A 23609-nucleotide genomic window follows, 5' to 3' on the forward strand; every position below is an offset into this window, starting at 1 on the left:
TCCATACCACGCCACGCCATTTCCTGCCGATCCCCTACATTTGTCGCCTAAATCTGCAATCAACATGAGCATGAAGAACTGGATGATGGGGGCGGCGATGCTCGCCGGCACCTCCGTTATGGCGCAAACGATGCCGCTCACCAACAAAGCGGGCAGCGAATACAAATTCACCATCCTCAAAAGCCAGGATGCCTTCGCGGTACAAAACCAGGGGCAAACCGGCACCTGCTGGTCTTTTTCCGGCCTCTCCTTTTTCGAATCCGAACTTCTCCGCTCCGGTAAAGGCAAAGACCTGAACCTCAGCGAAATGTTCGTGGTCCGCAAAATGTATCCCCTCAAAGCCGCCAACTACGTGCGCATGCACGGAAAAGCCAACTTCGGTGAAGGCGGCGGTTTCCCCGACGATCTGCTTTGCCTCAGAAATTTCGGTCTCGTACCACAGGAAGCGTATGACGGCAACCGCGACAAAACCTACAACCACGCAGAAATGCTGGGCCTCCTCGAAGGCATGGTCAAAACCCTCGGCGACGCCAAAACAGTGAACCCGAACTGGCAAAAAGCCTTCACCGGCGTGCTCGACGCCTATATCGGCGCCACGCCCGAACAGTTCCAGTACAAAGGCAAAAGCTATACCCCGCAAACCTTCGCCAAAGCGCTCGGCCTCAATGCCGACGATTACGTGATCGTTTCCTCCTTCAACCACCACCCGTTCTACGAACAGTTTGTGCTGGAAGTTCCCGACAACTGGAACTGGGAGAAAGTGTATAACGTTCCCCTGAACGAGTTCACCCAGATCGCCGAACAGGCCGTTCTCAACGGTTACACCCTTGCATGGGCAGCCGACGTGAGCGAAAAAGGGTTCTCTTTCAAAGATGGCCTCGCCATCGTACCTGAAAAAGACTGGGCCGACTATTCCGACGCCGAGCGCCAGGCATTGTTCACCAAGCCCGCGAAAGAAAAAACCATCACGCAGGAAAACCGCCAGCTCGGTTTCGACAATTTCGAAACGCAGGACGACCACGGTATGCACATTACCGGCCTGGCCAAAGACCAGGAAGGCAAGAACTACTTCATCGTGAAGAATTCCTGGGGCGCCAATAACGGTTGCGGCGGCTATTTCTACGCTTCCGTTCCTTATTTCGCCTATAAGACCACCTGCTTCATGGTGAATAAAAAAGCCATCCCCGCCGCGATCGCGAAGAAAATGGGCATTTAATTACATCATATAGCAGCAACGTATTTTTTACAGGGCGCCTCCGGATGGGGCGCCTTTTTTATGCTCCCTGAAAATTGGAACATCCGGGGTGAATCGTTTAAATCGAAAGAAGGATCGCATCGTTATCGATAATTGTACGGGTGCGTTGCGGCGTACTGCCAGAAAAGTACAACGTGGCTTCCGGGAGAAAATCGGAGATCACGCATCAACTAACGGTTTCCCAATCCCCCGCGCCCTCGCGCACCACCATCGGCTCCGGACCGGTACAGTCTACCACGGTAGACATCAGCACACCGCCAGGCCCGCCATCCACCACGATATCCACCAGCTTGCCGAATTTGTCGTGGATGATCTCGGGATCGGTATATTCTTCGACGTACTCGTCGATGGGCAACGACGCACTCATCACCGGGTTCCCCAGTTCTTTCACCAGCGTCCGGCAAATCAGATTGTCGGGAACACGGATGCCGACGGTGTCGCGCTTCGTTTTCAGGAGCTTCGGCACCTGTTTGCTGGCCGGCAGAATGAAGGTATACGGCCCCGGCAACGCCCGCTTCAGGATACGGAACAGCGGCGTGTCCACACTTTTGGTGTAATCCGTAAGATGGCTCAGGTCGTAACAGATGAAGGAAAAATGCGACTTTTTCGGGTCGATCCCCTTGATCCGCGCAATCCGCTCCACCGCTTCGGGCTTGAATATGTCGCAGCCCATGCCATACACCGTGTCTGTCGGATAAATCACCACGCCGCCGTCGCGGAGGCATTCGATGATCGTTTTCAGGTTCCGGGGATTCGGATTTTGCGGATGCAGTTCTAATCTCATGGGCCTTCCTTTTTTATTATTAACAATCTTTCGCGGATCAATGTTGGCGGGTAAATTACAACCGTATCCATAATCTTGCTAACTTTCCGCCCTGTTTCGAAATCAAACCGGATGAAATTAAAAGGAATCGTCCCGAGAACATGGAAAATCATTAAAAGGGTTTTTCTTATTCTCTTTGTGGCACAACTGTTATACATCGTCATGCTCCGATGGGTGAACCCGCCCGTCACCATGACCATGATCGGCAGTTGGTTTTCCCTCATCGGTACCGATAAATCTTTCCATCGCGATTATGTAGACCTCGGCGAAATGTCGCAACATGTCAAACTGGCCGTTATCGCCAGCGAAGACCAGTTGTTCCCCGATCACGACGGTTTCGATTTCAAATCCATCGAAAAGGCGCTCAAACATAACCAGAAAAGCAAAAAGATCCGGGGGGCCTCTACCATCAGCCAGCAGGTCGCCAAAAACGTTTTCCTCTGGCAGGGCCGGAGTTGGGTCCGCAAGGGACTGGAAGTATACTTCACTTTCATGATCGAACTGTGCTGGAGCAAGAAGCGTATCCTGGAAATGTACCTCAACGTGGCTGAAACCGGTGAAGGCATCTTCGGAGTGGAAGCCGCTGCGCAGGCGTATTACAAAAAGCCGGCATCCCATCTGAACCGGGAAGAAGCCGCCATGATCGCCGCATGCCTCCCCAACCCCGTCAAATACACGGTGAATCCCCCCGCCCGCATCACCGCCTGGCGGCAGAAACGCATCCTCCAGCAAATGCGCAACATCGCCGGGGACCCCGACATCGCCGAGCTGATCACAGCGCCGAAAGCGGATAAATTATCTTCGAAAGAAGCCGATAAATAGCCCTGATCGGCCGCAATTCCATATTTGTGTATTTCTTCCCCTAATTTTTTTACCGGCATTTTTAAAATGCCCGGCATTTGTGTCTAATCGCCAGAAAGCCCTCCGGCGAGGGTTTGGGGGCCACAAACATTCGCCAGGTTATCCCAACATCTCCGGAATGGCCGCCGCGGCGGTTTGTAACCGCTGGTTATGATCCCCGCGGACGTCTGCCCAGGGAACGCCGGAATTGATGACGATATCGCGGTAAATATTATAATAATACAGCCGTTCTTCGGGGAGGGGATGTTCGCGGAGGGGATCGTCTTCCCAGGGGATATCAATATATGTGAGCAGGTAGCCGTGGTATTCCCGGACGGCGATCTGTTCGAGGATGCGCGGGTCGCAATCGCCGTACTTCGCTTCGCTCCAGACTTTGATGACGTAGAGATCGGTGTCGCAGACGATGAAATCCTTTCCGCGGGCGGCGGCTTCGTCTTCCGCAGCGAGCTGCCCCTTCGCGATGTGCCAGAGGTCTTCCTTTTCGTAGGGCCGGCCCAGCGATTCGAGGTAGGCCCGCGCGAACTCGGGGACCCACTCCGTTTTATAGTAGGCCGCCAATTGCTGGCTGAGGGTACTTTTGCCCGTGGATTCCGGACCGATGACTACGATTCTCTTCACACCTGTTCGTTTAGTTGTTCCCGGTAGATGCGGCGCCAGTGGAAATATCCGTTGACGGCCACGATGAACAAAATTACGGTTAATACCGCGGTTGGCGCAAGCCCTTTATAGAGCAGCAACGGCACCGCGATAAAATTGGAGACATTCAGCATCACCCAGTTTTCGATCTTCCGCTTCGCCAGCAGCCACATCCCGCTCCAGGCCGCGGCAGACACGAGCGCATCCAGGATGGGAACCGTACTGTCGGTAAAAGTCCGCAACACCCACCAGATGAATACCCATCCCACCACAACAATCCCCAGTGCGATCTGCCAGTCGCGGCGGCTCATCCACGAAATCCCTACCGCATTGTGCCCGTCTTTCTGCCGCGTCCAGTTATACCAGCCGTACACGCTCATGATGAAATAATACGCGTTCAGCCCGGCTTCGGCATACAAACCTACGCCGGGTTTGGCGAACAGGTAGGTGAAAAACCCCGTGCTGACGAGCCCGGTCGGGTACACCCACACACTATTGGCCCGCGAGCAAAAAACGCTCACGATCCCGAAGATCACACCGGTCGCTTCCTGCCACGACATCTGCAGAAATCCGTTTATCACCTGCTGAATAAATCCGTCCATATATAAAATAAAAAAGGCCGCCAAGCCGGCGGCCCTTGCTGTAAAATTAGTTATTCCTGATCGCCGATCAATACGCCGGACACATTCCAGAAACTGAAACTTCCGCCTTCGGGCTTGCCCAGCGGGATCGCTACCTGGATGGTATGCTTGCCGGGCGTGAGCTGCGGCAGCGGAATATCCGTTGGCAGTGTCAGCGTTCCGGGGCACCAATTGCTGCGGCTCAGATCGGAAGAGGAAAGCCCGTTCCCGAAATTCCCCGAAGCCGGGTTGAGCAGGCGGTAAGTGGCGCAATCTTCTCTCCAGGGGATGAAATGGTACGCACGCTGGCCGTCCACATAAATCTCGTTGAGCTTGGGGTTGAACTCGTCGCCGCCGCCCCAGCCGCCATGGCCGGTGGTGATGTAGCGCAGCTTGAGGTTTTTCACGCCTTGCGGAACGTTCACCGTCACCGTCAGCGAATCCTGGTCGAAGAGGGTCGCGTATTCCTGTCCCGCCATTTCCATGACGTTGGTGGAATTGAAGACCGGCTGCACCCATTTCTTCGGCTCGGGCTTTCCTTCACCGTCGTGCCCGGGATAATATTTGAACGTAAGACTGGCTTTATGTCCGCCTTTATCGTAATTCCCGATGTAGATACCGATATACACATCTCCCTGCAGGCGGGGCGCCAGGTCGGAGATGTCCTGTTTGAAAACGGCGGAATCCGCCCAGGGGTACCCTTCGATCTGTACCTGTTTATTGAAATGACGGACCCCGAACGGCGTGAAGAAGCGCATCACTTCCAGCGGCGCCGTGTAGTCTTCCGTGGAAACGTAGCCCTGGTAAGCTTTTCCGTTCCGCCCTTTGAAAGCGGGCAGCACGTTCGCCCCTTTTTCCAACCCTTCGAGGAAACTGCGGGCCTTGTCTGTCGGCACCACGAACACGGAACCCGTACGGTCGTACGCATCTCCGTTCGAATATTGCACCAGTTCGGCGAAGAGCCGCTGGCCAGATTTCACTTCGGGAAGATTTACTTTTTTCAGCACCACGGTCCCGCCGGCGAAATGATAGGTAGCATTGAGCGGATAGCCTTGCGGGTTATCGATTTTGTTGCCCCAGCTGATCTGCTCGCTCTGGAAGATGGGAACGGTAGCATACCGGCTGTCGATCACCTGGCGCTGGTACGCGGGCTCGGACACGAGCTTCCCCCAGGATGCGGGCCATTTCAGCTCGTCATTCGTCACTTTTCTATATTCGATCTTTTTGGCGAAAGTTTCGCTGTTGCCGTTGCGGACGATTTTGAGAATGAGGCCCAGCCCCGGCGCGATGGAGATCTGCGGCGATCCTTTGATGGCCAGTGCGTCGGTGTACCAGATCTCGATGGTGTTGGACCGGATGATGGCTTTGGCCTTTTTACAGGGGATGCCGGCTACCGTGTCTAGTCCCGGGAGGAGCTCGGGTTTGATGTATTCGCCGAAGGGTTTCTTCAGGGTGAAAGTCCCGTTTTTGGACTGGAGCAGCTGGAAGGTGGCTTTGTCTGCATAGCTGAGGAACTGCCGTTCCGTTTGTCTGCCAGCAGTCCCGACGGCAACGCGTTTCCCCTGGACCAGGAGGGTTTGTTCGCCGCGGGATTCTTTCCCGTTATTGCGGAAGCCGTAGGTGACCACAGCCTCGGTCTGTTGCGCGGATACGGTGGCCGAAGTCAGCACCATCGCGCATCCGAATAGAATTCCTTTCATCGTTCACTGTTTTGTTGCAAAGCACCAAAGCTACATAACAAAACGAAAAAAGCGCAGTTATGAAAACTGCGCTTTAACACTATCATTCTTTCAACTATGGCTTATTCGGATTCGGCCACCACTTCCTTCACTTCGGGGATCATGCGTTTCATGATGCCTTCGATGCCGGATTTGAGGGTGATCATGGACGACGGGCAGCCGGAGCAGGAACCCTGCAGGATCACGGTAACCACACCGTCTTCGTAATTTTTGAACTGGATGGCGCCACCGTCCATTTCCACGGCGGGCTTCACGGCGTTTTCCAGGAGGTCTTTGATACGGGTTACCACATCGCTGTCGTCTCCGCTCATCACGGGGGCCGCCTTGATCTCGTCTTCATTGATCACCGCACGGTTATCTTCCAGGTATTCCTTGAGGAACTGGCGGATGGTGGGGATCACGTCTGCCCAATCGGTATCGTTGGTTTTGGACAGCGTCACGAAATTGCTGGCGATGAATACGCCGCGGATGAAGGGGAAAGTGAAAAGCTCGGCTGCGAGCGGGCTCGGGCCGGTGCTGGCCGCATCGGGAAAATCGATGGATTTATTCGGATACAGGAGCTTGTTCGCCACAAACTTCATCGTTTCCGGATTCGGCGTCATTTCCGTATAGATACTGATGATGGGATTTCCTGTTTTGATCATTATTAGTCCAATTTTATCTCCGCCAAAATTAACAAAATTTGACGAGAATGCCGGCCCTAACTTGGAGTCTCCGGAAACAGGTATATTTTTGCAATATGTTACAGACTAAAACCCTGCATGCCCGCAAGCGGATCGCATTGATCGCACACGATCACAAAAAGGCGGAACTGCTGGAATGGGCCACGTACAACAAAACGGTGCTCGTGCGCCACGAGCTGTACGCCACCGGCACCACCGGCAAGCTCATCGAAGAAGCGCTCGACGTTTCCGTACGCAAGCTCCTCAGCGGCCCGCTGGGCGGCGATCAGCAGATTGGCGCGGCCGTTGCCGAAGGGCGGATAGACGTGATCATCTTTTTCTGGGACCCCATGGAGGCCCTGCCCCACGACCCGGACATCAAAGCCCTGCTGCGGCTGGGCGTGGTTTGGAACATCCCCATGGCTTCCAACCGGGCTTCGGCGGATTTCCTTATGACTTCCCCCCTCATGCACCAGGAATACAACGCCATCCTCCCGGATTACAGCCAGTACCTCGGCCGGAAAGTGTAAAATCCGCCGCTGGCTTCATTTTTATGGAAAATTCCACCCAGCCGTTCCTGTTATTCCAGAACAAACGGGCATCCTGTCCCATCCACATAATCGCTTGAAAATCACCGGTGATCGGTGTCGTAATGGCGTTTGAGCGCATCGTCCCCAAAGTCGTTTTTCAGTTCCCGGAACACCGAATGCACGTGGTTCGCGTTGTTTTGCGTGTTGTCGTACTCGATGAGGAACGTTGGCCCCTGGATGCGGTAATAATGCCCCTGGCCCCAGCTGGTGGCGCCCGCCCAGGCGAAACGGATACTGTCCAGCCCCGCCGTTTCGATCTCTTTCCACAAAATATCCTTCATCAGCCGCGTGTACCGGCCAATATATTCGTCGATCAGCGTGCGTAACTGCCGCTGCTGCGCGGGTTGCAGCGAGGCCCAACCGATACCCGGCGGATCGAGCTGCCAGGCGCGGCGCTTGTTGCCGGTAATGATGTCTGATGGCGCCTTTTCCGCAATCAGGGCGATTTTGCGCTGTTGTTCGTTCAGCCCGTTGACGAGCGAGAACGCCAGGTCGGTTTCCCCTTTCAGCAGCTGGTGGCCTTTATGCGGACCGGCTGCCACCCACGCGGGATTGGCCCCGAGGAACCCCGGGCCGGCAGACAGCACATGATTATTAAGGATGGTAAAATTGAGGGACACGTGATGCCCCTCCATGCGCAGGCCCCAGGGCTTGCCGGCGAAAGGGCTTCCGAACACGGCGAAGTAGAAATTCCCCGTATCGCGGTAAGTATCGTTAATGGCGCGGCCTTCCACTTCGCGGAGGATAGCTTCCAGCTCCACCACGCCTTTCGCTTTGCGGGCGCCGTCTTTGCTCAGGCAAAGGTTCACCAGCGCAAAAGCTTTCTCCTGCTGGGTTTGCGTCATGTCTTTCAGGCGCAGGCCGAAACGGTCTTTCGGCACGAAATGCCAATCGGTCCGCTGTTCCCCCTCGAACGGAGCGGTCATCTTCGCCAATTTTTCCTTCCCCAGGTCGAAAAACAAATCCTGCGCCGCCTGCTCCAACGTTCGCTCGGCGGCTTTGGCCGGAAGTTTGGACTGTGGGTATGCTTTCCCGCAAATACTGCTGAGAAATAAACATATGGGAAGGATGAGCGTTTTCATGGGCGTGGATTCTATTTACAAAATACAAATCCTGTCCGCATTTGGCATTTGACCTTCGGAACTTTATTTTCGCAGTTTACGGTAAACCGAAACAGGAAATGGTGAAGCACTTATTGACCGGACTACTACTGTGCGGCAGCTTTCTGCATCCCGCAAAGGCGCAGCAGCCCCCCAAACGGGAGTTCAGGGCGGTATGGATATCAACGATAGCAAACATCGATTGGCCTTCCCGTAAAGGGTTGACGCCCGATCAGCAACGCGCTGAATTTATCGGGCTGCTGGATTTTCACCAGCGGAACGGGATGAACGCCATCATCCTCCAGGTGCGGCCTGCTGCGGATGCGTTCTATCCTTCCCCATATGAACCCTGGAGCGAATACCTCACCGGAAAACAGGGCCAACCACCCATCCCGTACTACGATCCGCTGGAATTCATGATCACGGAAACGCATAAACGCGGCATGGAATTCCATGCCTGGTTCAACCCCTATCGCGCCGTAGCCAACATCCGCGGCAGCAGCATCGCCGCCAATCATATCACCCGCACCCGGCCACAATGGTTCGTGACGTACGGCGACAAAAAATATTTCGACCCGGGCATCCCGGAGGTCCGCTCCTACGTGACCGAGCTCATCCGTGATGTGGTAAAGCGCTACGACATAGATGCCGTTCATTTCGACGATTATTTCTACCCTTACCGCATTCCCGGGAAAGATTTCCCGGACATCGGTTCCTGGCGGCTGTACGGCAAAGGCATGGGGCTCGATGAATGGCGGCGCCACAATGTAGATACCATCATCCAGATGCTCAGCGGTGTTATCAAGGCAACCAAGCCCTGGGTGAAGTTCGGGATCAGTCCGTTCGGCGTTTGGCGCAACCAGGAGAAGGATTTCTCCGGTTCCCCCACCCGCGCGGGCGTCACCAACTACGACGATCTGTATGCCGACGTCATCAAATGGCAACGCCTCGGCTGGATCGATTACCTCACGCCGCAGCTGTACTGGGAGTTCGGGCACCGGCTGGTGGCGTATGACGTGCTGGTAGACTGGTGGTCGAAGCATGCCTACGGCCGGCACATGTACATCGGCCACGGGGCTTACCGTTTGGGAAGCAGCGCCGCCTGGCGGAACCCGCGGGAGCTTCCCAACCAGATCGCCGCTACGCGGGCTTACGGCAATATCCAGGGGAGCGTGTTTTTCAGCAGCCGCTCGTTCGACGGTAACCCGTTCGGTATCAACGATTCCCTGCGCAATCATTTATATAAATACCCGGCATTGGTGCCCACGATGCCCTGGATAGACGATAAAGCGCCGCTGGCGCCATATTTCACGGACGCTTTCGAGAAAGACGGCGGGCTGGAGATCCGTTGGGCGGACGATGATACATCCCACCAGACCCATCAATATGTATTATACCGTTTTGAGGAGGGGCAGGTGATCAATGTGAGCGATCCGACGAAGATCATCGCGATGGTCCCGCAGATGCCGGACCCGGTGTTCATGGACCGCCAATATATTAAAGGCCGCTCCTATATTTATATCGTTACCGCATTGGACCGTATGCACAACGAGAGCATGATCAGTGATCCGATGCGGGTGGAGATGGTGAATGGGTCGGTGAAATTCGAATTTGCACCCTGAAAATGATAGTTTTTTCACATTTTATTCACGGCCGGGAAAATTCCCGGCCTTTTTTATACCCCATCGGGCCCTCACCCGGGGTTCAATTTTTATGTTTTTCAAATGAAGCGGCGGCCGATTTTGAATTTTTCTAAATTTTGGCGGTTTAATCAAACTTTCTGTAAAATAAACCGCATTCTATTAGTATCTTTAAACCGTTCCCAAAGCAAAATACGGTACCTGAGCCTGGGCTTTGTTGCCTGTGGGCGTAGTGTATCTGATAAGGATAAAAAGGAAAATTTTAACAGCCAATGCGAATTGTGAGCCAAGAACAAGGTTTATACCGTCCGGAATTTGAGCACGATGCGTGTGGTACGGGCTTCACCGCCCATATCAAGGGTCGGAAATCACACCAGATCATCCGCGACGCGTTAACCATGCTGGAAAACATGGAACACCGCGGCGCCTGCGGATGCGAGCGCACCACCGGCGACGGTGCGGGTATCATGATCCAGATGCCGCATGAATTCTTGTATGCCGAATGCCTCAAAATGGGCATCCGCCTACCGGATGCCGGAAAATACGGTGTAGGGATGGTTTTCTTCCCCAAAGAACCCCGCTGGCGCGAAGAGTGCCGCGAGATCATTCAACGCTGCGCGGAAAAAGTGGGCCTCGAAATCCTCGGTTACCGGAAAGTACCCGTTCGGCCAGACGGCATCGGCGAAACAGCCCTGTCAGTAGAACCCGAAATCGAACAACTCTTCATCGCCTGCCCGTATCACATCTCCGATCCGGAAGAATTTGAACGTAAACTGTTCGTGCTCCGCAACTACATCACCAAAACGGTACGTTGCTCCATCCCGAAAGAAAAGGCCGAAATCTATTTCGCGTCCTTCTCCCATAAAACCGTCGTATATAAAGGTCAGCTCACCACTTACCAGGTGGGCCATTATTACCCGGACCTTCGCGACGAGCGCATGGTTTCCGCATTCGGCCTCATCCACAGCCGTTTCGCCACCAACACCTTCCCCAGCTGGAAGCTCGCGCATCCCTTCCGTTTTATCGCACACAACGGTGAGATCAACACCCTGAAAGGCAACCTCAACTGGCTCCGCGCCGGCGAAAATGCCTTCCTGACCAAATATTTCACCAAAGAGGAAATGGAAATGCTCTCGCCCATCGTGGACGAAGGGCAGTCCGACTCCGCCTGCCTCGATAACGTGGTGGAACTGCTGAACCTCACCGGCCGCTCGCTCCCCCATGTCATGATGATGCTCATCCCCGAAGCGTGGGACGGCAACGACAGCATGGACCCCATGAAGAAAGCCTTCTACGAATACCACGCGTCGCTCATGGAACCCTGGGACGGCCCCGCGTCGATCTCCTTCACCGACGGCAAGATCATCGGCGCCACGCTCGACAGGAACGGGCTTCGCCCTTCCCGCTTCGTGGTTACGAAAGACGATCGCGTGATCATGGCCTCCGAAGCCGGCGTGCTCCCCATCGATCCGAAAAACGTAAAAGAAAAAGGCCGCCTGCAACCCGGTAAAATGTTCATCGTAGACATGGACCAGGGCCGCATCATCGGCGACGAAGAGCTGAAGCAGGCCATCTGCTCCGCACAGCCCTACGCCGAATGGCTCAATAAATACAAGATCCGGCTGGATGAATTGCCCGAGCCCCGCGTAACCTTCACGCACCTCGAGCACGACCAGATCTTTAAATACCAGCGCGCTTTCGGTTACAGCACCGAAGACCTGGAATCGATCATCGCCCCGATGGCCATCGACGGCAAGGAGCCCATCGGCTCCATGGGTACAGACGTTCCGCTGGCTATTTTGAGCGATCAGCCGCAGCACATCAGCAGCTATTTCAAACAACTGTTCGCCCAGGTGACCAACCCGCCCATCGATCCTATCCGGGAAAGACTGGTAATGTCGCTGGCCACCTTCCTCGGCAATAACGGCAACCTGCTGGACGAGGATCCGCTGCACTGCCACTCCGTGGCGCTGCCGCACCCTGTTTTGAACAACTACGAACTGGAAAAGATCCGCAGCATCGACACCGGGATTTTCCAGGCCAAGACGTTACATACTTATTTCAAGGCCGACGGCAAGCCCGGTTCCCTTGAAAAAGGCCTCGCCCGCCTCTGCCGTTATGCGGTAGACGCTGTGGAAGACGGTTTTGAAGTGATCATCCTTTCCGACCGCGCCATCGATTCCGAGCACGCCGCGATCCCGAGCCTTATGGCCATTTCGGCAGTGCATCACCACCTCATCCGCAAGGGTTACCGCGGCCAGGTTGGTCTCGTGGTCGAAGCCGGCGATGTTTGGGAAGTACATCATTTCGCCGCGCTCCTTGGCTTCGGCGCCACCGCCATCAACCCGTACCTCGCGCTTTCCACCATCCGCGACCTGCGGCTGCGCGGAAAGTTGCAAACGGAACTGGATGTGGACAAACTGAAAAAGAACTACATCAAAGCGGTTTGTGAAGGATTGCTGAAAGTGTTCTCCAAGATGGGCATTTCCACCCTGCAGTCTTACCAGGGCGCCCAGATCTTCGAGATCCTCGGCATCAACAAATCCGTCGTAGACAAATACTTTACCGGCGCCGTGTCCCGCATCCAGGGGCTTGGGCTGGACGAGCTCGCGCAGGAAACGCTGGCGAAGCACTGGATGGGTTACGGCCGCAAGGAAACCCCGGTCCAGCGCCTCACCACGGGCGGCGTGTACCAGTGGAAAAGGAAAGGCGAATTCCACCTTTTCAATCCCACCACCATCCACCTGCTGCAATATTCCACCCGGCAGAACGATTACAGCATCTTCAAGAAATACTCGAAAGCTGTAAACGACCAGAGCGAGAAAGCCGCTACGCTCCGGAGCATGTTCACTTTCAAACGGAACCGCAACCCGGTGCCCATCGAAGAAGTGGAATCTGCGGAAAGCATCCTCAAACGCTTCGCTACCGGCGCGATGAGCTTTGGCTCCATCAGCCACGAAGCCCACTCCACCCTCGCGATCGCCATGAACCGCATCGGCGCGAAAAGCAATACCGGTGAGGGCGGGGAAGATGAAATGCGCTATGAGAAATTGCCGAACGGCGACTCCATGCGCTCGGCCATCAAACAGGTTGCGTCCGCCCGTTTCGGCGTTACGAGCTACTACCTGACCAATGCCGACGAATTGCAAATTAAAATGGCGCAAGGCGCGAAGCCCGGTGAGGGCGGCCAGCTGCCCGGTCATAAAGTGGACGAATGGATCGGGAAGGTCCGCCACGCCACACCCGGAGTAGGCCTCATTTCGCCGCCGCCGCACCACGATATTTATTCGATCGAAGATCTGGCGCAGCTGATCTTCGACCTGAAAAACGCCAACCGCGCGGCCCGCATCAGTGTGAAGCTCGTGTCGAAAGCCGGAGTGGGGACCATCGCCGCGGGTGTTGCCAAAGCGCATGCCGACGTGATCCTGGTATCCGGCCACGACGGCGGCACCGGCGCCTCTCCCATCAGCTCCATCAAACACGCCGGGCTTCCCTGGGAACTGGGGCTGGCGGAAACGCATCAAACCCTCGTCCGCAACAAACTCCGCAGCCGCGTAGTGGTGCAGACAGACGGCCAGCTCAAAACCGGCCGCGACATCGCCATCGCCACCCTGCTGGGTGCCGAAGAATGGGGCGTGGCTACCGCCGCCCTCGTGGTAGAAGGTTGTATCATGATGCGTAAATGCCATCTGAACACTTGCCCCGTGGGCGTTGCCACGCAGGACCCCGATCTGCGCAAACGCTTCAACGGCACCGTTGAAGCCGTGGTGAACTTCTTCCACTTCCTCGTGGCCGAATTCCGCGAAATCATGGCCGAGCTGGGCTTCCGTACGGTGCAGGAAATGGTGGGACAGGTGGAAGTGCTGAAAGTGCGCGACAACATCTCTCACTGGAAATTTAAAAACCTCGACCTTTCTCCCGTGCTGTACCGCGAACCGGCTTCCGACGAAACCGGCCTGTACAAACAGGAAGAGCAGGATCATGGCCTGGCCGAAGTGCTCGACTGGCAGCTGCTCAAAGCCGCCAAAGACGCGCTGGAAAGCAAGACCCGCGTATTCGGCACTTACAAGGTGAAAAATACAGATCGTACCCTTGGCACGATCCTGTCCAACGAAATATCCAAACGTTACAAGAGCGAAGGGCTTCCGGAAGACACGATCCATTTCAAATTCAACGGTTCCGCCGGCCAGAGCTTCGGCGCCTTCAATACCAAAGGCGTAACGCTCGAACTGGAAGGCGAAGCCAACGACTACTTCGGCAAAGGCCTCTCCGGCGCCAAACTGATCCTTTATCCGTCTACGGAAGCGGGATTCAAGGCGGAGGAAAACATCATCGCAGGCAACGTGGCCCTGTACGGCGCTACTTCCGGCGAAGCCTTCATCCGCGGAAAAGCCGGCGAACGCTTCTGCGTCCGTAACTCCGGCGCCACCGTGGTAACCGAAGGAACGGGCGACCACGGCTGCGAATACATGACCGGCGGCCGCGCAGTGATCCTCGGTGAAACAGGCCGCAACTTCGGCGCAGGCATGAGCGGCGGTATCGCCTTCGTGTACGACGTCAAAGGCAATTTCGCCGGACAATGCAACCCGGAAATGATCGACCTCGACCCGCTCGGCGAAGAAGATGCCGCTCAGCTGCACGACCTGATCACCAAGCATCATGCGTACACCAACAGCACCGTGGCCAAATTCATCCTCAGCGACTGGGAAAATCAGCTCCGCCATTTCGTGAAAGTATTCCCGAAAGAATACAAGGCCGCCCTCAAAGCTGCCGCCACCAAAGGCGTGAAAAGCAAAGCGTAACTAACTAATTATCTAAGCGACCAAGCAGAGACAGATATGGGTAAACCAACAGGATTTCTGGAATTTACAAGGGAACTGCCCGGAAAGGCAGACGTGAAATCCCGCGTGAAACATTATAACGAATTCGTAGAGCGATTCCCCGAGAACAAGCTCAACGAGCAGGCCGCCCGCTGCATGAACTGCGGCGTGCCCTTCTGCCACAGCGGATGCCCTCTCGGCAACATCATCCCCGAATTCAACGATGCGGTGTACCGCAAAGACTGGCAGGAAGCGTACGAAGTGCTCACTTCCACCAACAACTTCCCCGAATTCACCGGCCGTATCTGTCCCGCGCCGTGCGAAAGCGCCTGCGTGCTCGGCATCAACCAGCCGCCCGTGGCCATCGAGGAAATCGAAAAGCATATTATCGAGATCGCGTTCGATAAAGGACTGGTAAAAGCCAAAGTTCCCCGCGTGCGCACCGGCAAAAAAGTGGCCGTGATCGGCTCCGGCCCCGCAGGCCTCGCCGCCGCAGCGCAGCTCAACTACGCCGGGCACCAGGTAACCGTTTTCGAGCGGGACGATAAGCCCGGAGGCCTCCTCCGCTACGGCATCCCCGACTTCAAACTGGAGAAATGGGTGATAGACCGCCGCGTGGCCCTTATGGAAGAAGAAGGCGTGACGTTCCAATGCAATGCGAACGTGGGGGTGAACGTTAGTATCAATGACATCCTCCGCGAATTCAACGCAGTGGTGCTGGCCGGCGGGTCTACCATCCCCCGCGACCTCGCCATCCCGGGCCGGGAACTCAACGGCGTACATTTCGCCATGGACTTCCTGAAACAACAGAACCAGCGGGTGGGCAAATCCAAAGTACAGGGCAACGATATCCTCGCCACCGGCAAAAACGTAGTAGTGATCGGCGGTGGAGACACCGGGTCCGACTGCGTTGGCACCTCCAACCGCCACGGCGCCAAAAGCGTCATGCAACTGGAATTAATGCCCAAACCCCCGGCAGACCGTACCCCGTACATGCCCTGGCCTACTTACCCGATGGTCCTCAAAACGTCGTCGTCCCACGAAGAAGGGGCAGACCGCCATTGGGCCATCGCAACCAAAGAATTCGTCGGTGACGATAAAGGCAATCTTACCGGCCTCAAACTGGTGGACCTTACCTGGTCTTTCGGTGAAGACGGCCGCCCCGGGCGCTTCGTGGAAGTGGCCGGATCTGAAAGGACCGTTCCCTGCGAACTCGCGTTCCTGGCCATGGGCTTCCTCCATCCCCAATTCAAAGGCATGCTGGAAGACCTCTCCATCGAGACCGACGAGCGCGGCAACGTGAAAGCCACCGAAAAAGCATATCAGACATCCATCCCGAAAGTATTTGCTGCCGGCGACATGCGCCGTGGCCAATCTCTCGTGGTATGGGCCATTAGTGAAGGAAGAGAGTGTGCGAGAAAAGTGGACGAGTTTCTGATGGGCGCATCCCAACTGGAAAGCAAGGACGATTCCCTCGTATACCTTTCCATCTGATTCTTGAATTTTAAGTCTTCTCATAAGCAGGTTTAGATTTTGTTGTAACCTTCAGCCGGGCCGGGTTTTTACCCGGCCTTTACGTTTTTACTGCCGTGTGGTTGCGCGGGTGTTTTCGTATCTTTTATACAGACACATCCCTCCATATCTTAACCGTGAATTATGCCGCAACCATTGACAGACACAGCTTCCGCGGTCCTGGCCGACGTGCGCGCCCAATACGCCCAATTGCGCGGCCGGACGCAATTTTCGCTGCAAGACCTTTTTTGTCCGGATCATTTCCGGCTGGACGCCTGGTGCCTCCGCTTCCATTCCCATCCGCAATCCGGAGCGTTGGCCGAAGTGGCGAAAAGTTTCGGATCGCAATACGGCTTGTGGCTCGAAAACGCCCGTCACCACGTCACCTGCGCGCTTTTCCTGTACCCCGGTGCCGATCCGCTGCGGATGCTGGACATGATGAAAAACCTCCTCATCGATTTCTATCTGAACGATGTGATGGGGCGGGATGTATTTCCCCTGTTGCCCGAGCCGAAGCAGCGCGAGGCGGAGCGCATCGTTTCGCGGATCGGGAAATACGATCCGGATTTGCCTGTTCCTGAAAACGCGCTACCTGTGGAATTCGCCAACATCCTCGTGCTCCGCGATTTCCGCGACAACGCGCCCGACGCGTGGTTCCGGCGTTTCCTCCGGTTATACACCCAACACGTTACCATTACCCACCGCGATAATAGCGCGGTGGCGCGGGGCGTTATCCCCACCGTGGAGGAATACATCGAACAGCGGTGCCATTACGCGGGCATGCACCACATCGTGATGTGGGTGGAATATGCGACCGGGGATTTCTTGGACTGGAGCTGGCTTACGGATGCCGGGATGGAAGAAGACCTCCGGCAGCTGCATCTCGCCGTGGCGGCGTTCGGGGCCCTGTCCAACGACCTGTTCAGTTTCGAGAAGGAAGTGATCGTGCAGGGGTCAGACGCTAATCTGATGATGGCGGTGGTGCTGAACGGTAAAGCCTGCACGCTGCAAAACGTCATCCGCCAGAGCGCCGCCATCGTCCGGAATTTACTGGAGGATTATTTCCGGTTGACGGAAAGTTGCAAAAGGAGGATGCTGGTTTATACACCGCTTTTCCCACAGCAAACGGCGCTGGTGCTGCGCCATCTCGCCGGGCTGGAGCGCTGCATGCAGGCTTGCTGGGCCTGGCAGGTGCATACGAAAAGGTACAAATCGCCCGGTTCGATCTGGCTGGAAACGACGTTGCCTGTTCCGGAAAAGATCAGGTAGCAGACCGGTCCAGGAGTTGCTGCATGACGGTGGCGAGCGCGCGGAAATCGATCGGCTTTTCGATGATGGCGTCTGCACCCGCTGCTTCGAGATTTTTACGGGTTTCCACGAAAACATCGCCAGTAGTGAGGATCACGGGGATACGGCGGGTGGAGGTGTGGCTTTTCAGGCGGATGAGCGCTTCTTCGCCGTCCATAATATCCATATGTTTATCGAGAATGATGATGTCGGGGAGATGATGTTCCACCTGCTGGATGAGCTCCAGTCCGTTCCGGCTCATGAATACTTCGGCGCCGCTTTGGGAAAGCATCCGGCGGAGGAGGAATGCGTTCAGCTCGTTATCTTCCGCCACGGCCACTTTCACGCCCGGGAACATGATCTGCTCCTTCGGCGCTTCTTCGCGGTGGAGGTCTTCCGCCCGGGCTTCGCGCAGCGGTAAGGTGACGGTAAAAACAGTAGATACCCCTTCCCCGCTTTCCACCCCGATCGTTCCGCCCATGGCCGTTACCTTATTGCGGACGATGAACAGTCCCAACCCGGTGCCCTCGGTATAGCGGCTCTTTTCCGTAACGAAGGGCTCGAAGATGAGGGACATTTTTTCCGGCGGGATGGCAGGCCCTTCGTTGATCACGGCGATCGTCCAGTTGGGCGGGCTCCCCGTCAGCCGGACCAAAATTTCCTTCCCTTTATCCCCGTACTTGATGGCATTGGCCACCAGATTGGTCGTAACCTGGATAAGTTTAAGGGAATCGCCGGCGATGACTGGCGGCATGTTTTCCACTTCCAGCCTGAGCCGCATTTGCCGGCCGGCGGCTACCACCTTGTTCATATTGAGGATATTGGTGAAGAAAGGCTCCACTTCGAAAATGTCTTCACTGCTGGATTCCATTTTCCCTGATTCGATGGCTGCCATATCGAGAACGTTGCTGACGATGTTTTTTGCGCTGATGGCGGCAGACATGAGCTGGTCGGTCAAAGGCTCCACGGGATGGAGGTCTTTATTCTGCCGGATTTCCTTTTTCAGCAGTTGCGCCACGCCGAACACGGCATTGAGCGGGGTGCGGATTTCGTGGATCACCTGGTACACGAACACCCTTTTGAAATCGTTGGCCCGCCGGAGCTGGGAATTGACGTCGTTGCTCTTGACCAGCGGCTGGCTCACGGCGATTACGATCACCAGCACCGCGAAAACGACCATGACGTGGATGATGAAAGCTGCTGTGGGATCGAGTTTCAGCAACAACACCTCCTCCTTTCCGAAGTAATACGCCACTTCCACGAGCAACAGCACGGCGATAGCCGCGATGAAGGCCCAAAACCGGAGGGATGCTTCGCGGAAAATCTGGTAAATGATGGACAGGAGAAAAACGACGGTGAATTCGAGTTGCAACAGCGGTCCCAGTAAAAACCCGAAAACGACGATGGAACAGCATTGCACGAGGTACATCAGCATTGCGGCCTGCCGGAAATGTCCCTTGGCGTTGAGGGGCACCACGCAGGCATTCAGCATAAATTCCGCCAGGAGCACCGCGCCCACCAGCCAGTGCATTTTCACAAGATACAGCAGCACGGGAGCGATCAATAGAATGATGAACCCGAAAGTCAGGCTGAGCTTATTGACCATGATGATGCGCGCTACGTCTTCGGGGTCCTGTACGCGGACCGTTCCCGCCACTACCTGCTGGTAAAAATAATGGCGGAACCGGTGTATGATCGATGCGTGTTTACGCTGGGGTGCAATGTTCATATGTACCTCCGTGGGGTGGTTGTGGGTGGCGGTATCTTTATGACGGTTGCTTAGGACTGGTTCACCTAAAGGTAAAGCATTTCCCAATTCCAAAACCATATCGCCAAACGGCCGAAAAACAGCGGCGCACTCATTTATTTCCTAAATTTATAGCACTAACCAAAAGAGAACCATATGCGCTGGCAAGGACGCCGAGAAAGCACAAACGTAGATGACCGCAGGGGCTCCGGCCGAGGAGGCCTCGTAGTAGGCGGCGGTATCGGGACCATCGTAATTGCCCTGCTGGTATATTTCCTCGGCGGAGACCCCTCCCAGGTCGTGAACATGCAGCAGCAAACCGGCGCCGAACAGGGTCAACTTTCCCCAGAACAGGAAGCCCGGCAGAAAGAAGCCGCCTCCTTCACCAAGGTGGTGCTGGCCGAAACGGAAGATGTCTGGAACAAGGTTTTCCGCGATATGGGCCAACAATACCAGGAGCCCACCCTCGTCATGTTCACCGATGCAGTTCAAAGCGCCTGCGGGCAAGCGTCTGCCGCCTCCGGCCCCTTCTATTGCCCGGCAGACCACCAGGTGTACATCGACCTGTCTTTTTACGACGAACTTAAAAACAACCTCAACGCCCCCGGCGATATGGCCATGGCCTATGTGATCGCCCACGAAGTAGGGCACCACGTCCAGAACCTGCTGGGCGTTTCCCAAAAAGTACAATCCATGCGCAGCCGCCTCAGCGAAGCGGAATACAATAAGCTGTCCGTGAAACTCGAGCTGCAGGCCGATTTTTACGCCGGCCTCTGGGCACACTATATGAAAGGGATCGCCGATTTCATTGAACCCGGCGATATCGAAGAAGCCCTCAACGCCGCAAACGCCATCGGCGACGATAGACTGCAACAGCAGTCGCGCGGGTACGTGGTGCCCGACGCCTTCACCCACGGCACGTCGGCACAGCGCATGTACTGGTTCAAAAAAGGTTTCGAAACCGGCGACATCCGCCAGGGAGACACATTCAACAGCGCACAATGAAAAGACAGATCGTCTGGAAAGGACTTTACTATCAAATGATGGAATACTGCAGCATAGACGCCAGTGGAACGGATATCCGGATAAACGGGACCATCGTGGGTTTCGGGGAAGATGTGCCGTTTTCGGTTTCCTATGATATCGTTACGGACCGCGCCTGGCAAATGTCTGGTCTCGAAATGGCGATCGAGCGGGACGGCGATTGTTCCTGGATTTCCCTCCACCGCGATATCAACGGTAAATGGACGCAAACCGGCCACACGCGCGACGAGTGGGACCATTGCATCGATGTCGATATATCCCTCACCCCATTTACCAATACCCTGCCCATCCGCAGGCTCGGCCTGCAACCCGGCGAGCGAACGCAGGTGGATGCGCTGTACATCAACGTGCTTAAAAACGAGATCAAACCCGTCACGCAGTTTTATACCCGCCTAGATGAAAACCGTTACCTCTACGAAGGCGTGCTCAAAGATTTCAAGCGCGAGATCATCACCGACGAAGACGGACTGGTGATCGATTACCCCGGGCTTTTCTATGCCGTTCAATCCGAAACGGAATAATACTTTTTCAATAGCCAGAGGTAATGCTCGGGCAGGTGGTGCACGAAAATGTTCTTTCCGTCGAACGGGAATTTTTTGTGGTAATCCGCATCCGTCATGAGAATGATGGGCGTGCCGCAGGTCATGTAGTTGTTGCTGAACACATAATCCGGTTGCACCATTTCCGTAAGATTTCTTTTTGCCAGCCGGAATACTCCGTTGCCAAGGGTTTTGCGGAACCGGCGCACGCTGCGGTTGGTAGTACGGGTGAGGCGGTTATAAATGAGGTTGCCGTAGATCCGCACGAAAAATTTCTGCTTCTTCAGTTGCCCCTTAACATTCATGAAAGGGTTCGGTATGTTGTAATCCTGCACGGTTTGGAGCGACAGCGGCGTTTCGGGCACCCAGTCGTCGCTGTTCACGATGCGGTACCCCCAACCGTCGCGGGTGATATTTTCGAAATCGTATGCATAGAAAAGATTGCCGGGTTTGGGCGCTGCGCTGCAATAGGTTTTGTAGATGATATCTTTGGGAAGATCGGGGTGATATTGCAGGTACGACCGCAGGAGGAACGCGATGGCGCCACCCTGGCTGTGGCCGGTAACGATGAACTGGCGCGTGCCCCGGGCATACCGTTCCTTCACATGCGAAATAATGTCTGCAGACATGAAGCCCACGGCGGCCGTCCAACCCACATGCACATACGCCTTCGCGGTATCTGCGGCCATCTGGTACTCCCACCGGGTGCTGTCGTTCAGTTGGAGCACACCTTTTGCGGGGATCATGGCGGCGTAGAAATTCGCCAGCCAGCTTTCGAGTTTGCCGATAGTGCCGCGCACCTGGATCACGTCTACCCCGTCGTTCCTTTCCCACATCATCCAACGGTTATAAAAACCGACTTCCGGCGAAGTGTGAAGCAGGCGATACGCCGGCGGATGATTTTTGGCGGCGGCGGTGTCTCCATCCTGGTGGAGATGCATGAGATCGTAGTACTCGTTGGCGTCGAAACCCGCTTTCAGCTGGGCTTTCACAGGCAGGGCCAACACGGCGGAAAGGGCCCACAAGATAGCGCGCATGTGTTTTTTTCCAAACATAACAAAAATCTGTCGTGTAAAGTTGATAAGCCTTAAATTGCAACGTCACCATTTAACCGCCCATCATGATCACGATTACGAAAGCATCGCCAGAACAATTGGCCATTGTGCAGCAGATCGCCTATGCTACCTGGCCGCATACTTTCGGCAGCATTCTTTCCCCGAAGCAGATCGATTATATGCTGAAGATGATGTACGACCTCGACGTACTGACCGAATCCGTGGAAAAGAAAAACGTCGTTTTCCTGCTGGCCAATGTGGACGGGGTTTTCGGCGGATTTGCCGGCTATGAGCTGCACTATAAAAAAGAACCGGTATCAAAATTGCACAAGATATACGTACTGCCTTCGATGCAAGGGAAAAACGTAGGCCAGGCGCTCATGTCGGAAGTGGAACGCATTTCGCGGGAAGCGGGCATGGAAAAACTTTCGCTCAACGTAAACCGCGATAATAAAGCGGCCGGATTTTACGAACGGAACGGATTTACGAAAACGGGCGAAGAGGATATCGACATCGGCGACGGCTTTTTCATGAACGACGCCATTATGACCAAGAAACTGTAAAGCGGAATATGATCCAACGAAAACACCTCCTGCCAACAATCGCCGCGGCCGCATTGCTGTGCTTCAGCTCCTGCGCCCGCCAGATATCCCAGTCCGGAAAAGCCTCGTTTTATGCCGACAAATTCCAGGGCCGCAAAACCGCCAACGGCGAAACCTTCCGCCAAAGCCGCATGACCGCCGCCCATAAAACCCTCCCGTTCGGCACCAAAGTCAAAGTCAAAAACCTCGATAACGGCAAAACCATCAAAGTCCGCATCAACGACCGCGGCCCCTTCGTTGCCGGCCGCATCATCGACCTTTCCAAAAAAGCCGCGAAGAAACTCGGAATGGTGAATGCCGGCGTGGCGAATGTTAAGATTAAGTATAAAAAGCCCAAAGGATAGGGCTTCGCTTTCTTTTAACAAATTTTCGTCATATATTAGAGTAAAGTGTTGTGTTCAACTATGGACTACTGGTTCCCCATACCTACAGTTTCCAATGAACTCCCTCCAATGACCAACCTGCCCGCTTACCCGGATTTTACAGTAACCCTTTCCGGCGATAACTGGCGACAGGCAGAGTTCGTCAATATTTCCAAGCTGAAATTAGTTGGCGAGGAAGTGGATGAAATCAAGGAAATCCATATCAATCACAGCCGCGAAATGGCGGAAGGCATCCGCGCGTTCGACAATGTGCACGTCCGCCGAAGTATTGGCGCCCCCGAGCTTTTCATTCCCCTTTTCGAGCTTCGGTCCTTCCTCAACTCCGACATGCTTGGCGCTATTGCCATACATCAACATCCCGGGTTCGTGAAAACCGGCTTCGCCATTACGTCGCGCGGCGGATGTTATTACGGCACGGAGGAAAACGGGGTCGTCAAATCCCTCGCCCTTTGCGATGCCACGCCCTGGGCCGATTACGAGATCCCCCGCATCGTCCGGCAATTTTCCCTGGTTTTCGTAGATTGGTGTGATTGCATCATCATAACACCGTAATCAGTGGTTCCTCCATTTCCTGGATTTGTACGGGAACGAGATCGTTTTGGTGGAAATGAGGAAATGATTTCCTTCCAATCCCCCGCTGCGTCTGTGTTTTGTCAATTTTGACGAACAAACTTGCATCCCGGCTCCGTGGTTT

The 23609-nt window shown here is 55.2% G+C and carries 20 protein-coding genes; 12 read left to right on the forward strand and 8 right to left on the reverse strand.

Features of this window, described 5'->3' with window-relative positions:
- Positions 1 to 64: 64 nt before the first annotated feature.
- Positions 65 to 1216, forward strand: a complete 1152-nt coding sequence (locus EJ361_RS22255; RefSeq protein WP_240646709.1) for a C1 family peptidase — start codon at positions 65 to 67, stop codon at positions 1214 to 1216.
- Positions 1217 to 1421: 205 nt separating this feature from the next.
- Here the strand turns inward: EJ361_RS22255 and EJ361_RS22260 are convergent, their stop codons facing one another.
- On the reverse strand, positions 1422 to 2039 hold the full coding sequence (locus EJ361_RS22260) for an L-threonylcarbamoyladenylate synthase (protein ID WP_126248496.1): 618 nt from the start codon (positions 2037 to 2039) through the stop codon (positions 1422 to 1424).
- A 111-nt stretch (positions 2040 to 2150) separates the two neighbouring features.
- On the opposite strand from EJ361_RS22260, the gene mtgA reads away from it, so the two are divergent.
- Positions 2151 to 2900: a monofunctional biosynthetic peptidoglycan transglycosylase gene (mtgA, locus tag EJ361_RS22265; RefSeq protein WP_126248498.1), complete on the forward strand. Its 750-nt coding sequence runs from the start codon at positions 2151 to 2153 to the stop codon at positions 2898 to 2900.
- 138 nt (positions 2901 to 3038) lie between these two features.
- On the opposite strand, the gene EJ361_RS22270 is transcribed toward mtgA, so the two are convergent.
- From EJ361_RS22270 to EJ361_RS22285, 4 genes are all read right to left on the reverse strand, one after another.
- On the reverse strand, positions 3039 to 3557 hold the full coding sequence (locus EJ361_RS22270) for an AAA family ATPase (protein ID WP_126248500.1): 519 nt from the start codon (positions 3555 to 3557) through the stop codon (positions 3039 to 3041).
- Positions 3554 to 4177 carry a nicotinamide riboside transporter PnuC gene (gene pnuC, locus EJ361_RS22275; RefSeq protein WP_126248502.1) on the reverse strand — a complete coding sequence of 208 codons (624 nt, stop codon included), beginning with the start codon at positions 4175 to 4177 and terminating at the stop codon, positions 3554 to 3556. The genes EJ361_RS22270 and pnuC overlap by 4 nt, the downstream gene beginning before the upstream one ends.
- Positions 4178 to 4227: 50 nt before the next feature.
- Complete coding sequence (locus EJ361_RS22280; RefSeq protein WP_126248504.1) at positions 4228 to 5895, reverse strand: PNGase F N-terminal domain-containing protein; 1668 nt, start codon at positions 5893 to 5895, stop codon at positions 4228 to 4230.
- A 101-nt stretch (positions 5896 to 5996) separates the two neighbouring features.
- Complete coding sequence (locus EJ361_RS22285; protein ID WP_126248506.1) at positions 5997 to 6578, reverse strand: NifU family protein; 582 nt, start codon at positions 6576 to 6578, stop codon at positions 5997 to 5999.
- Positions 6579 to 6673: 95 nt separating this feature from the next.
- Here EJ361_RS22285 and EJ361_RS22290 point away from each other — a divergent pair, with 95 nt between their 5' ends.
- Positions 6674 to 7126 carry a methylglyoxal synthase gene (locus EJ361_RS22290; RefSeq protein ID WP_126248508.1) on the forward strand — a complete coding sequence of 151 codons (453 nt, stop codon included), beginning with the start codon at positions 6674 to 6676 and terminating at the stop codon, positions 7124 to 7126.
- A 101-nt stretch (positions 7127 to 7227) separates the two neighbouring features.
- Here EJ361_RS22290 and EJ361_RS22295 read toward each other — a convergent pair whose 3' ends face one another.
- Positions 7228 to 8268 (reverse strand): DUF3500 domain-containing protein, encoded by a 1041-nt coding sequence (locus EJ361_RS22295; RefSeq protein ID WP_126248510.1) that lies wholly within the window; start codon positions 8266 to 8268, stop codon positions 7228 to 7230.
- A 98-nt stretch (positions 8269 to 8366) separates the two neighbouring features.
- Between EJ361_RS22295 and EJ361_RS22300 the strand changes: the two genes are divergently transcribed.
- The 4 genes from EJ361_RS22300 (at position 8367) to EJ361_RS22315 (ending at position 17527) form a co-directional block, all read left to right on the forward strand.
- Entirely contained in the window at positions 8367 to 9908 is a 1542-nt protein-coding gene (locus tag EJ361_RS22300) for a glycoside hydrolase family 10 protein (protein ID WP_126248512.1), read from the forward strand.
- 290 nt (positions 9909 to 10198) lie between these two features.
- The gene (gltB, locus tag EJ361_RS22305; RefSeq protein ID WP_126248514.1) at positions 10199 to 14728 is read left to right on the forward strand and encodes a glutamate synthase large subunit; all 4530 of its coding nucleotides are present in this window, start codon (positions 10199 to 10201) and stop codon (positions 14726 to 14728) included.
- 36 nt (positions 14729 to 14764) lie between these two features.
- Entirely contained in the window at positions 14765 to 16240 is a 1476-nt protein-coding gene (locus tag EJ361_RS22310; protein ID WP_126248516.1) for a glutamate synthase subunit beta, read from the forward strand.
- Positions 16241 to 16402: 162 nt separating this feature from the next.
- Positions 16403 to 17527 (forward strand): terpene synthase family protein, encoded by a 1125-nt coding sequence (locus EJ361_RS22315; RefSeq protein WP_126248518.1) that lies wholly within the window; start codon positions 16403 to 16405, stop codon positions 17525 to 17527.
- Here EJ361_RS22315 and EJ361_RS22320 read toward each other — a convergent pair.
- Positions 17520 to 19274: an ATP-binding response regulator gene (locus tag EJ361_RS22320; protein ID WP_164714376.1), complete on the reverse strand. Its 1755-nt coding sequence runs from the start codon at positions 19272 to 19274 to the stop codon at positions 17520 to 17522. The two genes, EJ361_RS22315 and EJ361_RS22320, sit on opposite strands and share 8 nt — an antisense overlap.
- 174 nt (positions 19275 to 19448) lie before the next feature.
- On the opposite strand from EJ361_RS22320, the gene ypfJ reads away from it, so the two are divergent.
- Together ypfJ and EJ361_RS22330 are read left to right on the forward strand one after the other, a co-directional pair.
- Entirely contained in the window at positions 19449 to 20297 is an 849-nt protein-coding gene (gene ypfJ / locus EJ361_RS22325) for a KPN_02809 family neutral zinc metallopeptidase (protein ID WP_126248522.1), read from the forward strand.
- The gene (locus EJ361_RS22330; protein ID WP_126248524.1) at positions 20294 to 20857 is read left to right on the forward strand and encodes a putative glycolipid-binding domain-containing protein; all 564 of its coding nucleotides are present in this window, start codon (positions 20294 to 20296) and stop codon (positions 20855 to 20857) included. Before ypfJ ends, EJ361_RS22330 begins: the two co-directional genes overlap by 4 nt.
- On the opposite strand, the gene EJ361_RS22335 is transcribed toward EJ361_RS22330, so the two are convergent.
- Positions 20839 to 21912 (reverse strand): lipase family protein, encoded by a 1074-nt coding sequence (locus EJ361_RS22335; RefSeq protein WP_164714377.1) that lies wholly within the window; start codon positions 21910 to 21912, stop codon positions 20839 to 20841. The two genes, EJ361_RS22330 and EJ361_RS22335, sit on opposite strands and share 19 nt — an antisense overlap.
- Positions 21913 to 21995: 83 nt before the next feature.
- Here EJ361_RS22335 and EJ361_RS22340 point away from each other — a divergent pair, with 83 nt between their 5' ends.
- From EJ361_RS22340 to EJ361_RS22350, 3 genes are all read left to right on the forward strand, one after another.
- Positions 21996 to 22493 carry a GNAT family N-acetyltransferase gene (locus EJ361_RS22340; RefSeq protein ID WP_126248528.1) on the forward strand — a complete coding sequence of 166 codons (498 nt, stop codon included), beginning with the start codon at positions 21996 to 21998 and terminating at the stop codon, positions 22491 to 22493.
- Positions 22494 to 22501: 8 nt separating this feature from the next.
- Complete coding sequence (locus EJ361_RS22345; RefSeq protein WP_126248531.1) at positions 22502 to 22876, forward strand: septal ring lytic transglycosylase RlpA family protein; 375 nt, start codon at positions 22502 to 22504, stop codon at positions 22874 to 22876.
- A gap of 108 nt (positions 22877 to 22984) precedes the next feature.
- A complete protein-coding gene (locus tag EJ361_RS22350) occupies positions 22985 to 23467 on the forward strand; it encodes a hypothetical protein (protein WP_126248533.1) in 483 nt (160 codons plus the stop codon).
- The last annotated feature ends 142 nt before the right edge of the window (positions 23468 to 23609 follow it).

Origin of the sequence: Chitinophaga rhizosphaerae (genome assembly GCF_003958645.1) — a bacterium.
In the GTDB taxonomy this organism is placed as follows: Bacteria; Bacteroidota; Bacteroidia; order Chitinophagales; family Chitinophagaceae; genus Chitinophaga; species Chitinophaga rhizosphaerae.

What these genes read in the sequence shown, in the direction of transcription:
- EJ361_RS22255 (WP_240646709.1), top strand. Translation starts at nt 65, where the DNA reads ATGAGCATGAAGAACTGGATGATGGGGGCGGCGATGCTCGCCGGCACC.
- EJ361_RS22260 (WP_126248496.1), bottom strand. Translation starts at nt 2,039, where the DNA reads ATGAGATTAGAACTGCATCCGCAAAATCCGAATCCCCGGAACCTGAAA.
- mtgA (WP_126248498.1), top strand. Translation starts at nt 2,151, where the DNA reads ATGAAATTAAAAGGAATCGTCCCGAGAACATGGAAAATCATTAAAAGG.
- pnuC (WP_126248502.1), bottom strand. Translation starts at nt 4,177, where the DNA reads ATGGACGGATTTATTCAGCAGGTGATAAACGGATTTCTGCAGATGTCG.
- EJ361_RS22280 (WP_126248504.1), bottom strand. Translation starts at nt 5,895, where the DNA reads ATGAAAGGAATTCTATTCGGATGCGCGATGGTGCTGACTTCGGCCACC.
- EJ361_RS22285 (WP_126248506.1), bottom strand. Translation starts at nt 6,578, where the DNA reads ATGATCAAAACAGGAAATCCCATCATCAGTATCTATACGGAAATGACG.
- EJ361_RS22290 (WP_126248508.1), top strand. Translation starts at nt 6,674, where the DNA reads ATGTTACAGACTAAAACCCTGCATGCCCGCAAGCGGATCGCATTGATC.
- EJ361_RS22295 (WP_126248510.1), bottom strand. Translation starts at nt 8,268, where the DNA reads ATGAAAACGCTCATCCTTCCCATATGTTTATTTCTCAGCAGTATTTGC.
- EJ361_RS22300 (WP_126248512.1), top strand. Translation starts at nt 8,367, where the DNA reads ATGGTGAAGCACTTATTGACCGGACTACTACTGTGCGGCAGCTTTCTG.
- gltB (WP_126248514.1), top strand. Translation starts at nt 10,199, where the DNA reads ATGCGAATTGTGAGCCAAGAACAAGGTTTATACCGTCCGGAATTTGAG.
- EJ361_RS22310 (WP_126248516.1), top strand. Translation starts at nt 14,765, where the DNA reads ATGGGTAAACCAACAGGATTTCTGGAATTTACAAGGGAACTGCCCGGA.
- EJ361_RS22315 (WP_126248518.1), top strand. Translation starts at nt 16,403, where the DNA reads ATGCCGCAACCATTGACAGACACAGCTTCCGCGGTCCTGGCCGACGTG.
- EJ361_RS22320 (WP_164714376.1), bottom strand. Translation starts at nt 19,274, where the DNA reads ATGAACATTGCACCCCAGCGTAAACACGCATCGATCATACACCGGTTC.
- ypfJ (WP_126248522.1), top strand. Translation starts at nt 19,449, where the DNA reads ATGCGCTGGCAAGGACGCCGAGAAAGCACAAACGTAGATGACCGCAGG.
- EJ361_RS22330 (WP_126248524.1), top strand. Translation starts at nt 20,294, where the DNA reads ATGAAAAGACAGATCGTCTGGAAAGGACTTTACTATCAAATGATGGAA.
- EJ361_RS22335 (WP_164714377.1), bottom strand. Translation starts at nt 21,912, where the DNA reads ATGCGCGCTATCTTGTGGGCCCTTTCCGCCGTGTTGGCCCTGCCTGTG.
- EJ361_RS22340 (WP_126248528.1), top strand. Translation starts at nt 21,996, where the DNA reads ATGATCACGATTACGAAAGCATCGCCAGAACAATTGGCCATTGTGCAG.
- EJ361_RS22345 (WP_126248531.1), top strand. Translation starts at nt 22,502, where the DNA reads ATGATCCAACGAAAACACCTCCTGCCAACAATCGCCGCGGCCGCATTG.
- EJ361_RS22350 (WP_126248533.1), top strand. Translation starts at nt 22,985, where the DNA reads ATGACCAACCTGCCCGCTTACCCGGATTTTACAGTAACCCTTTCCGGC.